Origin of the sequence: Novosphingobium sp., from assembly GCF_040398825.1 — a bacterium.
Lineage (GTDB): Bacteria > Pseudomonadota > Alphaproteobacteria > Sphingomonadales > Sphingomonadaceae > Novosphingobium.
Genome location: NZ_JBBATI010000005.1, coordinates 98,108 through 110,691 on the forward strand (window position 1 = coordinate 98,108; position 12,584 = coordinate 110,691).

Sequence of the window (12,584 nt, forward strand, 5' to 3'; positions counted from 1 at the left end):
GTTGCCGCGGCCCCACCTGTTTGGAAACACAGGCCCTAACTTGTTCGAAAACACAAAGGACAGACGCAATGGCTTATACCGCCGCTGACGTGAAAAACCTGCGCGAGCGCACCGGCGCCGGCATGATGGACTGCAAAAAGGCACTCACCGAAACCGACGGCGATTTTGAAGCCGCGGTTGACGCGCTGCGCGCCAGGGGCCTGGCCGCCGCCGCCAAGAAATCCAGCCGTACCGCCGCCGAAGGGCTGGTTGGCGTGGCCGTTTCGGGCACGCACGGCGTCGCGGTCGAGGTCAATTCGGAAACCGATTTCGTCGCCAAGAACGACCAGTTCCAGGATTTCGTGCGCAAGACCACGCAAGTGGCGCTCGACACGGCAGCCGCGGATATCGACGCGTTGAAGGCTGCTGCCTATCCCGACGGCGGCACGGTGACCGAAAAGCTGACCAGCAATGTCGCCACCATTGGCGAAAACATGCAGGTTCGCCGGTTGAAGCATGTCGCCGTGAACCAGGGCGTGGTCGTGCCCTATATGCACAACGCCGCCGCGCCTGCGCTGGGCAAGATCGGCGTGCTGGTCGCGCTGGAATCCACCGCCAGCGCCGACGTGCTGGAAGCGTTGGGCAAACAGATCGCCATGCACATTGCCGCGGCATTCCCGCTGGCACTGACCGCCGATGATCTGGATGCCGAACTGATCGTGCGCGAACGCAAGATCGCCGCCGAAAAGGCTGCCGAAAGCGGCAAGCCCGCCGAAGTGCAGGCCAAGATGGTCGATGGCGCGGTGGCCAAGTACGCCAAGGAAAACGCACTGCTGTCGCAGCTGTTCGTGATGGACAACAAGACGCCGGTTGCCCAGGTGATCGAGGCCGCGGGCAAGGCCGCCGGCACGAAAATCGCGCTGGTCGATTATGTGCGGTTCCAGCTGGGCGAAGGCATCGAAAAAGAAGTAACCGATTTCGCTGCCGAAGTCGCCGCAGCGGCCGGCATCCGTTAATATCGGCACCTGTCGGCGTACGACTGCGCCCCATGGATGACATCAATCCCCGCGTTTGCAAAAGCGCGGGGATTTTTGTGCCATCAAAAACACCTGCGCGACCCTTGGCACGCTTGGCCCGGTGCGTATAAGGGCGCCGTCACCCGGCCCTGCCACACCACAAGACCCGAGAACCCATGACCGACCCCATGCCGTCCTTCGCGTTCAAGCGCATCCTCTTGAAGCTGTCGGGCGAAGTCTTGATGGGCAATCTGTCCTACGGCATCGACACCGATTTCGTGGCGAGCCTGGCGGCGGAGGTGAAGGCGGCCAAGGATACCGGGCTGGAACTGTGCTTGGTCATCGGCGGGGGCAATATCTTTCGCGGGATGGCCGGCGCGGCCAAGGGCATGGACCGCGCCCAGGCCGATTACATGGGCATGCTGGCCACCATCATGAACGCGCTGGCGATGCAATCGGCGCTGGAAAAGCTGGGCGTGGATACGCGCGTGCAATCGGCGATCCAGATGGATGCGGTGTGCGAACCGGTCATCCGCCGCCGCGCCGAACGCCACCTGCAAAAGGGCCGCGTGGTGATCTTTGCCGCCGGCGTCGGCGCGCCCTATTTCACCACCGATTCCGGCGCTGCGCTGCGCGCGGCAGAAATGCAGTGCGATGCGCTGTTCAAGGGCACCAGCGTGGACGGCATCTACAACGCCGATCCCAAGAAAGACCCGGCCGCCAAGCGCTACGACACCATTGATTATGACACCGTGCTGGCGGCCAATCTGCAGGTGATGGATGCTTCGGCCGTGGCGCTGTGCCGTGACAATGCGATACCCATCGTGGTGTTTTCGATCCGGGAACAGGGCAATCTGGCCCAGGTTCTGGCCGGTAGGGGCACCCAGACAATCGTCAGGAAGGACAGCTGAACCATGGCCAAATATGACAAGGCCGATCTCGATCGCCGGATGAAGGGCGCGGTGGAATCGCTGCGCCACGATCTGGGGGGCCTTCGCACCGGCCGCGCCAACATTGCGCTGCTGGAACCGGTTATGGTCGAAATCTATGGATCACGCATGCCGCTGAACCAGGTGGCGACGATTTCGGTGCCCGAACCGCGCATGATTTCGGTGCAGGTGTGGGACAAATCGAGCGTTGGCCCGGTGGAAAAGGCGATCCGTTCGGCCGGGCTGGGGCTGAACCCTATCAACGATGGCACCACCCTGCGCCTGCCGATCCCCGATCTGACCGAAGAACGGCGCAAGGAACTGGCGAAGCTGGCCAACCAATATGCCGAAAAAGCGCGCATCGCCATCCGCAACGTGCGCCGCGACGGCATGGAAAACCTGAAAGCCGATGAAAACAAAAAGGAAATTTCGGAAGACGAGCGCAAGCGCGCCGAAACCGAGGTGCAGAAACTGACCGACGAAGCGATCAAGGCCGCCGATGAAGTCGCGGCCGAAAAGGAAAAGGAAATCCTGGGGCGGTGAGCGCCGTTTCAGCCACCACCGGCGGCAAACCCGCAAAAGGGGGTGGCGGGGCTGGGCCCCGTCATGTCGCGATCATCATGGATGGCAATGGCCGCTGGGCGCGGCGCCGCCATCTGCCGCGCGTGCTGGGCCACCAGCGCGGGGTGGAAGCGGTGCGCCGCACCGTGCGCGCCGCTGCCGAACTCGGGCTGTCGGCGCTGACGCTCTATGCCTTTTCCACCGAAAACTGGCGCCGGCCGCAAGACGAAGTGTCGGCGCTGATGGGCCTGCTGAAACACTTCATCCTGTCCGATCTCGAAGAATTTGCGTCGAACAACATCCGGCTGAAGGTGATCGGCGATGTCAGCGTGTTTGCGCCCGATATTGTCGCACTGGTCGAACACGCGCTGGCACGCACCACGGGCAATACGGGAATGACCATGGTGGTCGCACTGAATTACGGATCGCAGGACGAAATTGCCCGCGCCGCCCGCGCCGCCGCCGCCAAAGGCGAAATCACCCCCGAAACGATCGCCGCCGAACTCGATACGGCTGACCTGCCGCCGCTCGATCTGCTGATCCGCACATCGGGCGAAGTGCGGCTGTCGAATTTCCTGATGTGGCAGGCGGCCTATGCCGAAATGATGTTCCTGGACGTGCTGTGGCCCGATTTCGGGCGCGCGCACCTGGAAGAGGCGATTGCCGAATATGACCGGCGGGAGCGGCGTTTTGGCGGACGCTGAGCTGGCTGCGAAGAAGCGGTCTGACCTGCCGGTACGGGTGGCTTCGGCGGTGGTCATGGTCGCGGTGGCGGGCGGTGCGTTCTGGCTGGGTGGCTGGTTTCTGGTCTGTTTTATCGTGGCAGTCGGGCTCGGCATCTTTGCCGAATGGACCGCGCTGGTGCTGGCCTTCGAACCGCGATGGTGGGCGCGGTGTCTGTGGCAGGCGGCAGGGTTGGGTTACATCGGGCTGGCGTGCGCGGCTGCGTTGTCACCGCAGTTGCCGCCGGGGCAATTGCTGGCGGTGGTGCTGAGCGTGATTGCAGTTGATGTCGGCGCCTATTTTGCCGGACGTACGTTTGGCGGACCAAAGATTGCACCTGCGATCAGTCCGTCGAAAACATGGAGCGGCTTGCTGGGCGGTGTTCTGGCGGCAAGCGCATTTTATCTGGTCATCGCGTATATCATAGCCAGGGTCTTTTCCGATCTCGGTGTGGGCGAAGTTTCGATTCGGCAAGTGTACCGCTGGGGCTCGGCCGTGGCGATGGGCACTCTGACCGCCATCATCGCCCAATCGGGCGACTTTTTCGAAAGCTGGATGAAGCGCCGCGCCGGGGTCAAGGACTCGGGGCGTCTGATACCGGGACATGGCGGGCTGTTCGATCGCGCTGACGGCCTGCTTGCGGTGCTGTTTACAATTGGCATTCTGATAGTGATTTCGTCACCCCGGGCTTGACCCGGGGCCCAGCTGTTTTTTGCAAGCCTATGAATTGTTGAGATTTGGGTGCGGCGTTGTGGATTGGTCCAGGCGGGTGTGCCAAAGGCAGCGGGACCCCGGGTCAAGCCCGGGGCGACGACAAGGGGTTACGGCGACGACAAAGGGTTGGGGTGACGACAACGGGTTAAGGTTCACGCTTTCCCGAGGGTCGCGATCGGGCTAGGGTGGGCTGGTGAAGCGCACAGGCGGCGACCGACCCGGTGGTGATGACGTTTCAACGGGATCAGAGGTTTTTTGACAATACGCACGCTCACCATCCTTGGCGCTACCGGATCGATCGGCGCATCGACGCTCGATCTGGTACGGCGCAACCGCGACGGATTTCGCGTGGTCGCGTTGACCGGGCACAGCAATGTTACCGTGCTGGCCGCGCTGGCGCGCGAATTTGACGCGGAAATCGCGGTCGTCGGCGATGAAGCGCGGCTGCCCGAACTGCGCGATGCGCTGGCCGGCAGCGGGATCGCCAGCGCGGGCGGTGAAGCCGCGCTGATCGAAGCGGCGCAGCGCCCGGCGGATGTGACCGTGGCGGCGATCGTCGGCTGTGCCGGCCTTGCGCCCACCATGGCCGCGATCGAACAGGGCCGCACCGTGGCGCTGGCCAACAAAGAGGCGTTGGTTTCTGCCGGCGGCGTGATGACGCGCGCGGTCGCGCAATACGGCACCACGCTGCTGCCGGTCGATTCGGAACACAACGCGATTTTTCAGTGCCTGGCCGGCAACGACCCGGCGCATGTGCGCTGGATCACGCTGACCGCCAGCGGTGGGCCGTTTCGCGACTGGACCGCCGAACGCCTGCATACCGCTACCCCGGCCGAGGCGGTGCGCCATCCCAACTGGTCGATGGGCGCCAAGATCAGCGTCGATTCGGCCACGATGATGAACAAGGGCCTGGAATTTATTGAGGCCTACCACCTGTTTCCGGTCGGCGTGGAACGGTTGCGGATCATCATCCATCCGCAATCGATTGTGCATTCGATGGTGGAATACCGCGATGGATCGACGTTGGCGCAATTGGGCCCGTCGGACATGCGCGTGCCGATTGCCTCTGCACTGGCGTGGCCCGCGCGGATGGAAACGCCGTGCGAACCGCTCGATCTGGCCGCGATCGGCACGCTGACCTTTCGCGCGCCCGATGAACTGCGCTTTCCCGCCACGCGCCTGGCGCGAGAGGCGGTGATGGCCGGTGGCGCCTTGCCCGCGGTGCTGAACGCCAGCAACGAAATTGCGGTGGCCGCGTTTCTGTCTGGCAAGATTGCGTTCACCCGCATCGTGCAATGTTGTGAAAACGTCCTGGCAGCAACGCCGCCCGCGCCGCCGCAGTGCCTGGACGAAGTGATTGCCGTCGATCAGGAAGCCCGCGCCAAGGCGCGCGTGGCCATGGAGTTGCTCATTTGACCCCGTTGCATGCCCCCGGATTGCTGGTGACGCTGATCGGATTTGCCCTGGTGCTGGGGCCGTTGGTGTTCATCCACGAATTTGGCCACTACCTCGCCGGGCGTCTGTGCGGGGTAAAGGCCGATGTGTTTTCGATCGGTTTTGGCAAGGAATTGATCGGCTTTACCGATCGGCGCGGCACGCGCTGGAAACTGTCGGCGCTGCCGCTGGGCGGTTATGTGCAATTTGCCGGCGATGCCAACCCGGCCGGGCAGCCCAGCGCCGAATGGCTGGCGCTGCCGGCGGAACAACGCAATGCCACGCTGCAGGGTCGGCCACTATGGCAACGCGCGGTGATCGTGGCGGCCGGGCCGCTGACCAATCTGGCGCTGGCGGTGCTGATCCTGGCGGGGTTTGCGCTGGCCTATGGCACGGTGGTGGCCCCTCCGGTGATCGGGCTGGTGGCGCCGGGCTCGGTCGCGCAACGCGCCGGGCTGCAGGTTGGTGACCGTGTCGTGCTGCTGGGCGGGTCCTCGCTCGACAGTTTCAAAACGATCAAGCTGGCGGTGGCCGAACGCCCCAACGAACGCATCGATCTGGTGGTTGACCGCCATGGGCAGCGCCTGACCATTCCCGTCACGCCCGCGACCAAGGTGGAAACCGACGGGTTCGGCAACACCCAGTCGATCGGTTATCTGGGGATCGCGCCGGCCACGGTCGAACGCCGCGCGGTCGGCCCGATCGGCGCGCTGGCCGAAGGATTGGGGCAGACGCGCGACATCATCGGCATGACGGTAACCGGGCTGCGCCAGATCCTGACCGGGCGGCGATCGGCCAGCGAGCTGGGCGGACCGATCAAGATTGCCAAATATTCGGGCGAACAGCTGGTGTCGGGCTGGCAGAATTTTGTCACGTTCATCGCGCTGATTTCGATCAACCTGGGGTTTATCAACCTGCTGCCGATCCCGGTGCTGGATGGCGGGCACCTGGTGCTGTTCGCGTTTGAGGCAATCCGCCGCAAACCGGTCAGCCAGCGTGCACAGGAACTGGCGTTTGGTACCGGCCTGGCGCTGGTGCTGATGCTGATGCTGTTTGTCACGTTCAACGATGCCGGATCGCTTAAACTGTTCGGAGGGTAACCCCGCCGCTCTGCGTTGAACGCACGCGGGCAGGCGACAAACGGCTTGCGCACCGGCCTTCGGCAAAACGGCCCGTGCGCAGCCACAAAGTTTGCGGCAAAACGCGCCGCTATCTGGCATGATCGCGCCAAGCTTGCTTGCGCGACGGGCCGGGTTCGGGCAGAGGGCAAGCGGACCGCAGGCCATTTTCGGCCAGTTTACGGCTTGGTCGATGACGATAGGCCAGACGACTTTGGGTTTCCGGCCGGTATGATCGGCCGCGTGATAGAACGGGATGGCGCTTGGTGATGATTGCATGGAACGCGAACCGGACTGCCGCTGGCCAATGGGGCGCGACCGCATCGGTGGCGATGCTTCTGGCCACCAGCTGCCTGGCCGCTTTGCCGGATAGCGTTCTGGCCGCGCCGCAGGATGCTGCACAGGATGCGACGGCAGCGCCGGCGCCGGCACCGCGCCATTTCAACGCGCTGTTCGCCAAGCACCGCCGCGCCAAGGCCGAAGCCCCTGTCCCCGCCGAAGCACCTGCCCCCACTGCGGCTGCAGCCCCTGTTATCGCTGCGACACCAGCCGCTGCACCGGCGCTGGCCGAACCGCCCGCCGCGCCCATGCCTGTCGCCGCCGCGCCGGAACCGGTCGCGCCCGCACCAACTGTTGCCGACACCGCCAGCCCGGAACCGGCGGTGGCACCCGCCCCCCGCCCGCGTCCAGCGCGCGCGGTGGCGATCAAGCCTGCGGTTGTGGCCAAACCGGCTGCCACCCGTGCGCCCACGCGTTCCGCCCCGGCCAAAACGGGCGCCGCGGTGCCGATTGCGCTTGATGCGCCGACCCCGGCCGCCCCGCGCGCCGCGGCGGTGCCGGCACAGGTGAGCGAACCGGTGCGGTCGATCACGGTCGAAGGCGCGCAGCGGTTGGAGGCGGATACGATCCTGTCGTACATCCGCATGCACGTCGGCGATCGCTATACCCAGGCCGGCGCCGACCAGGTGCTGAAGGACCTGTTTGCGACCGAACTGTTCGCCGATGTCCAGCTGCGCAATGACAATGGCGCGGTGGTGATCGAGGTCAAGGAAAACCCGGTGGTCAACCGGATCATTCTCGAAGGCAACAAGCGCCTGAAAGAGGACAAGATCCTTCCCGAAATCAAGCTGTCGGCGCGGCAGATCTTTACCCGGTCAAAAGTGCGCGCCGACGTCACCCGGATTATCGAGCTGTACAAGCGCGAAGGCCGGTTTGCCGCCTCGGTCGAACCAAAGATGGTGTCGCTCGACCAGAACCGCGTCGATATCGTGTTTGAAATCACCGAAGGGCCAAAATCAAAGGTCCGCCAGATCAACATTCTGGGTGCCAAGACCTTTACGGTTACCCAGTTGCGCGCGGTGATGGTGACGAAGCAATCGCGGTCGTTCCGCGCGTTTTCGTCGGGCACCAGCTATGATCCGGATCGGCTGGCGTTCGACCAGCAGAAGCTGCGCCAATATTACCTGACGCAGGGCTATGCCGATTTCCGCGTGGTATCGGCGGTGGCCGAACTGACGCCCGACAAGCGCGATTTCATCGTCACCTATGTGGTCGAAGAAGGCAAACGCTACAAATTCGGCGATGTGAAGGTTGAAAGCCAGCTGCGCGATTTCAACGGTGAGCAGCTGGCCAAGCGTCTCGCGATCAAAAAGGCGCAATGGTACAATGCCAAGGCGGTTGAAGACACCGTCGACGCGCTGACCGAAACGGTCGGCAGCTTTGGCTATGCCTTTGCCGATGTGCGCCCCGATTTTCAGCGCGACAAGGACAAGCAGACGATGTCGGTCACCTTCCGCATTGCGGAAGCGCCGCGCGTCTATGTCGAACGCATCGACGTCAACGGCAACACGCTGACCGAAGACAAGGTCATTCGCCGCGAATTCCGCCTGGGCGAAGGTGATGCGTTCAATTCGTATCAGATCAAACGGTCGTCCAACCGCATAAAATCGCTGGGCTATTTCCAGGAAAAGTTCGAAATCGAACAAAAGCCCGGATCGAGCGCCGACCGCGTCGCGCTGGAGGCCAATGTCGAGGAAAAGCCAACCGGGCAGCTGCAGCTGTCAGCCGGCTATTCCAGTCTGGAAAGCTTTATCTTTCAGGCGTCGATCCAGCAGAACAATTTCCGTGGTCGCGGTGAAACCGTCGGCGCGACGGTCAACTATTCGGCCTATTCAAAGGCGGTGCAGCTCAACTTTACCGAACCGTATGTGTCGGACCGCAACGTTTCGCTGGGTGTCGATCTTTACCGCCGCGATTCGTCCAGTTTCAATTTCTACAACGCCAACCGCAACACCACCTATCGGCAGAACACCACCGGTTTCCAGCTGCGCGCCGGGGTGCCGCTGACCGAATTCAGTTCGCTGATCGGGCGTTACACGCTCAATTACGAACAGGTCTCGCTGGATCAGGCGACCTATTACATCAACGGATCGTGCTCGGTCTATCTGGCCGGGCAATACTTGTGCGATGCCATCGGCACGCGCACAAGTTCGATCCTGGGCGCATCGTATGTCTATGATACGCTGGACAACCGCCTGCATCCGACGCGTGGCAACACCTTTATCGCCGGTGTGGATGTCGCCGGGCTGGGCGGATCGGTGAAATATGCGCGCGCGTCGATCAACGCGGCCCATTACATCGCGCTGCCGCGCGGTTTCATCTTTTCGCTGCGTGGAGAGGCAGGCGCCATCCGCGCGCTGAAAAACAACGCGGCCAATGCATTTCAGGACTCGGTGCGGCTGACCGACCGGTTCTTCCTGGGCGAACCGCAGATGCGCGGGTTCGACATCCGCGGTGTGGGGCCGCGCGTGTTGCGCAAATACTTTAGCGGTTTCAACCCGACCAGCGGCAACGGTGGCACGGTCAGCACCGACAAGAACACCTGGGTCAACGATGCGCTGGGCGGCAAATACTATTACCTGGGCCATGCCGAGCTGGAAATTCCGCTGGGCACTGGCGCGCGCGAACTTGGCCTGCGGCCATCGCTGTTCATGGACGCTGGCGCGGTATTCGGGGTAACGCGCCCCGCCGCGGTGGGCACGACGATCCTGTACACCGATGCCGTGACCGGCAAATATACAACCAATGCAACGGCTTCGAACGGCATTGCCAATGCCATCGCGCAGAAATTCGAAGAAGACTTCGTCGGCGACAGTCCAAAACCCCGCATCTCGATCGGGTTCGGGGTCAACTGGAATTCACCGTTCGGACCGTTCCGCATCGATATCGCCAAGTCCCTGACTTATGTCGATGGCGATACTCGTAAAACCTTCAGCTTCAACGTGGGAACCCAGTTCTGATGACACTCCGTACTTTGTCAGCCGCGCTCGTCGCGGGTGTTTCGCTCAGCCTGATTCCGGCTGCTCATGCCCAAACCGTCGGTGGTCTGGTTGCGCCCGGGCTGGCCGTCGCCAGCCAGCAGGCCGTGGTCGGTTCGTCCAACGCCTATAAGGCGGCGATCCAGCAGCTGCCCGCCACCTACAAGGCGCAGATCGACCAGGCCAACACGCGCAAGGCGCAGATTCAGGCCCAGATCAAGCCGCTGTACGACAAGCTGGATGCTGATGCCAAGGTGCCCAATGCCGACCGTACCAAGCTGCAGGCGCAATATGCGCAGATCCAGCAGCTGGAACAGGCGGGCGAACGCGAACTGCAGCAGATCATCGAACCGGTGAACCTGGCGCGCCAATATGCGCTGGAACAGATCGGTGACAAGCTGGACGCCGCAACGCAGGCCGCGATGACCAAGCGCAAGATCACCATCGTGCTCGATGCGCAGTCGATCCTCAAGGCGGACCAGGTCTACAACCTCAACCAGGATATCCTGGAACAGCTCAACCTGATCGTGCCGTCGGTCAGCGTCAGCCCGCCGGCTGGCTGGCTGCCGCGCGCGCAGCGCGAACAGCAGGCCCAGGCCCAGGCCGCTGCTGCCGCGGAAGCAGCACAGGCTGGTGCCGCTGCACCTGCGCCTGCCGCTCCCAAAAAGACCCCGCAGGGCCGTTAAGGCTGCGGCGTCGATGACGGAAAGCAATGATACGCCAGCGGCAGCGCCGCTGGCATTCGACATTGTCGGGGTGATGGCGGCGCTGCCGCACCGCTATCCTCTGTTGCTGGTCGATCGCGTGGTCGAACTGATCGTGGGGGAGCGAATCCACGCGATCAAGGCGGTCAGCATGAACGAACAGTTTTTCCAGGGCCATTTCCCGGGGCGGCCGATCATGCCCGGCGTGCTGCAGATAGAGGCGCTGGCGCAGGCCGCGGGCGTGCTCGCGGTGGAAACGCTGGGGTTGGCCGGCACCGGCAAACTGGTCTATTTCATGGCGATCGAAGAGGCCAAGTTCCGCACCCCGGTCACCCCCGGTTGCCTGCTTGATCTGCACGTGTCGTTTACGCAGAAACGCGCGCGCGTGTGCAAATTTGCCGGCCGCGCCATGCTGGGCGACAAGATCGCCACCGAATGCAGCTTTACCGCGATGATCGCTGATTCTTGATCGCGCTAACGCGCGATGCATACCGCCCGCCCCGCGTCCCCGCCCGACCACCACTGATACCATCATGATATGGTGGTCGAGCGGGGAGGCCGGTCGGATGGTCTGCTGTTCACGCAAGCGAACAGCAGAACAAGACTCATCTCGACAACCCCGTCGCCGTGGGCTAGGGGCGCGCTTCGCAATTCCTGCGGCCGGTCGGAACCGGGCGCGCCATGGAGCAAAGTCATGAAGGCCAAGATTCACCCCGATTACCACTTCATCAATGTCCAGATGACCGATGGTACCGTGTTCCGCACCCGTTCGACCTGGGGCAAGGAAGACCAGACCATGACGCTGGATATCGATCCGACGTCGCACCCGGCCTGGACCGGTGCGCAGCGCATGATGGACCAGGGTGGCCGCGTGGCCCAGTTCAACAAACGCTTTGGCGGGCTGACCCTGAAAAAGGGCTGATCCGACAAGTGGTTTGGCCTGCGCCGGTGAATGACCGGCGTTGGCGATTTTTTTCTTTCCATCGGCGCCCCTTTTTGCAACAGGGGCGCCGGTGTGTGGCGATCATAGCTCAGTTGGTTAGAGCGCCGGTTTGTGGTACCGGAGGTCGTGGGTTCGAACCCCATTGGTCGCCCCATTTTTCCACCCCCCATCGTTTCACGCTGTGCGCACGCTGTCTTGGCCAAAGGCGGCGCTTTTTGTATGCCGGTCGCTGGCATAGCGGGCCGCGCCCGCAAAGGCACCGGCGTGTGACTTTGTGACAGGTTTCGCATTTTGGCAGGTCGCGTTTTGATGTGGACCGTTGTACGACCGAGTCGGTCTGTATCACGGGTCCGGCGGCAGACACGCAGCAGGCCCCACGAATTCGGGAATTGACGGCGTACCCATGCACGGCTTTGCCAATCCTGCCCGGTTCCTGCGGATTGCCCGCTGGATGTTGCCGCTTACGCTGATTCCGGGCCTGGTCATGGCATTTGGCGCGCTGGCGTGGGGGCTGGCGCTGGCGCCGCCCGACCATCTGATGGGCGTCACGGTCAAAATCCTGTTTATCCATGTTCCCTGCGTATGGCTGGGCATGGCCGGCTGGTCGACGATCGCCATGGCCAGCGTGGCCGAACTGGTCTGGCGCCACCCCTTGGCGGGGATTGCGGCGCGCGCGGCGGCGGTGCCCGGTGCGGTGTTCACGGCGCTGGGCCTGATCACCGGATCGATCTGGGGTCGCCCGACCTGGGGCACCTGGTGGGTGTGGGATGGCCGGCTGACCAGTTTCCTGATCCTGCTGTTCCTCTATTTCGGCTATATCGCGCTGGCAGAGGCAGCGCAGCGCGATGCCGGCAACAGCGGCAGCGCGGGCCGCGTGGCGGCCATCTTTGGCCTGGTCGGCGCAATCAACATCCCGATCATCAACCGGTCGGTGGTGTGGTGGAACAGCCTGCATCAGCCGGCATCAATCACCATGGGCAAATCGTCGATTGATGGCACGTATCTGTGGCCGCTGCTGATCGCGGCAGTGGGATTTTCGCTGGTGTTTGGCGGGGTGGTGCTGGCGCGCATGCGCATGCTGCTGGCCCAGATCCAGACCGAGGCCCGGTTGCGGCGCAAGGCGCTTGGTTGAACCTGACTTGACCA

12 protein-coding genes and 1 tRNA gene are annotated in these 12,584 nt (G+C 63.2%); all 13 read left to right on the forward strand.

All coding sequences use genetic code 11. The annotated features are described in order from the left end of the window. Positions 1 to 68: 68 nt before the first annotated feature. The 13 genes from tsf (at position 69) to ccmC (ending at position 12,570) form a co-directional block, all read left to right on the forward strand. A complete protein-coding gene (tsf, locus tag ABWP89_RS04605; RefSeq protein WP_353227555.1) occupies positions 69 to 995 on the forward strand; it encodes a translation elongation factor Ts in 927 nt (308 codons plus the stop codon). 188 nt (positions 996 to 1,183) lie between these two features. Beyond that, positions 1,184 to 1,906: a UMP kinase gene (gene pyrH, locus ABWP89_RS04610; RefSeq protein WP_353227629.1), complete on the forward strand. Its 723-nt coding sequence runs from the start codon at positions 1,184 to 1,186 to the stop codon at positions 1,904 to 1,906. A gap of 3 nt (positions 1,907 to 1,909) precedes the next feature. Continuing rightward, positions 1,910 to 2,467, forward strand: coding sequence for a ribosome recycling factor (frr, locus tag ABWP89_RS04615; protein WP_353227557.1), 558 nt, complete (start codon positions 1,910 to 1,912; stop codon positions 2,465 to 2,467). After that, entirely contained in the window at positions 2,464 to 3,189 is a 726-nt protein-coding gene (uppS, locus tag ABWP89_RS04620) for a polyprenyl diphosphate synthase (RefSeq protein WP_502915230.1), read from the forward strand. Before frr ends, uppS begins: the two co-directional genes overlap by 4 nt. Next, on the forward strand, positions 3,155 to 3,901 hold the full coding sequence (locus tag ABWP89_RS04625) for a phosphatidate cytidylyltransferase (protein WP_353227632.1): 747 nt from the start codon (positions 3,155 to 3,157) through the stop codon (positions 3,899 to 3,901). Before uppS ends, ABWP89_RS04625 begins: the two co-directional genes overlap by 35 nt. A 282-nt stretch (positions 3,902 to 4,183) precedes the next feature. Next, entirely contained in the window at positions 4,184 to 5,338 is a 1,155-nt protein-coding gene (locus tag ABWP89_RS04630; RefSeq protein WP_353227634.1) for a 1-deoxy-D-xylulose-5-phosphate reductoisomerase, read from the forward strand. Further along, positions 5,335 to 6,456: an RIP metalloprotease RseP gene (gene rseP, locus ABWP89_RS04635; RefSeq protein ID WP_353227559.1), complete on the forward strand. Its 1,122-nt coding sequence runs from the start codon at positions 5,335 to 5,337 to the stop codon at positions 6,454 to 6,456. Before ABWP89_RS04630 ends, rseP begins: the two co-directional genes overlap by 4 nt. Positions 6,457 to 6,743: 287 nt before the next feature. Continuing rightward, positions 6,744 to 9,773, forward strand: coding sequence for an outer membrane protein assembly factor BamA (gene bamA, locus ABWP89_RS04640; RefSeq protein ID WP_353227561.1), 3,030 nt, complete (start codon positions 6,744 to 6,746; stop codon positions 9,771 to 9,773). Continuing rightward, positions 9,773 to 10,477, forward strand: a complete 705-nt coding sequence (locus tag ABWP89_RS04645) for an OmpH family outer membrane protein (RefSeq protein WP_353227563.1) — start codon at positions 9,773 to 9,775, stop codon at positions 10,475 to 10,477. The genes bamA and ABWP89_RS04645 overlap by 1 nt, the downstream gene beginning before the upstream one ends. 13 nt (positions 10,478 to 10,490) lie before the next feature. Beyond that, entirely contained in the window at positions 10,491 to 10,964 is a 474-nt protein-coding gene (fabZ, locus tag ABWP89_RS04650; protein WP_353227564.1) for a 3-hydroxyacyl-ACP dehydratase FabZ, read from the forward strand. Between the two features lie 225 nt (positions 10,965 to 11,189). Then, a complete protein-coding gene (gene rpmE, locus ABWP89_RS04655) occupies positions 11,190 to 11,417 on the forward strand; it encodes a 50S ribosomal protein L31 (protein ID WP_353227566.1) in 228 nt (75 codons plus the stop codon). A 98-nt stretch (positions 11,418 to 11,515) separates the two neighbouring features. Beyond that, positions 11,516 to 11,592: transfer RNA gene (locus ABWP89_RS04660), tRNA-His, on the forward strand. Between the two features lie 249 nt (positions 11,593 to 11,841). Then, positions 11,842 to 12,570, forward strand: a complete 729-nt coding sequence (ccmC, locus tag ABWP89_RS04665) for a heme ABC transporter permease CcmC (protein WP_353227568.1) — start codon at positions 11,842 to 11,844, stop codon at positions 12,568 to 12,570. Positions 12,571 to 12,584: the final 14 nt, after the last annotated feature.

Bases quoted from the DNA above. Each gene is read 5' to 3' on its own strand.
- tsf (WP_353227555.1), top strand. From the start codon at position 69: ATGGCTTATACCGCCGCTGACGTGAAAAACCTGCGCGAGCGCACCGGC.
- pyrH (WP_353227629.1), top strand. From the start codon at position 1,184: ATGCCGTCCTTCGCGTTCAAGCGCATCCTCTTGAAGCTGTCGGGCGAA.
- frr (WP_353227557.1), top strand. From the start codon at position 1,910: ATGGCCAAATATGACAAGGCCGATCTCGATCGCCGGATGAAGGGCGCG.
- ABWP89_RS04625 (WP_353227632.1), top strand. From the start codon at position 3,155: ATGACCGGCGGGAGCGGCGTTTTGGCGGACGCTGAGCTGGCTGCGAAG.
- bamA (WP_353227561.1), top strand. From the start codon at position 6,744: ATGATTGCATGGAACGCGAACCGGACTGCCGCTGGCCAATGGGGCGCG.
- ABWP89_RS04645 (WP_353227563.1), top strand. From the start codon at position 9,773: ATGACACTCCGTACTTTGTCAGCCGCGCTCGTCGCGGGTGTTTCGCTC.
- fabZ (WP_353227564.1), top strand. From the start codon at position 10,491: ATGACGGAAAGCAATGATACGCCAGCGGCAGCGCCGCTGGCATTCGAC.
- rpmE (WP_353227566.1), top strand. From the start codon at position 11,190: ATGAAGGCCAAGATTCACCCCGATTACCACTTCATCAATGTCCAGATG.
- ccmC (WP_353227568.1), top strand. From the start codon at position 11,842: ATGCACGGCTTTGCCAATCCTGCCCGGTTCCTGCGGATTGCCCGCTGG.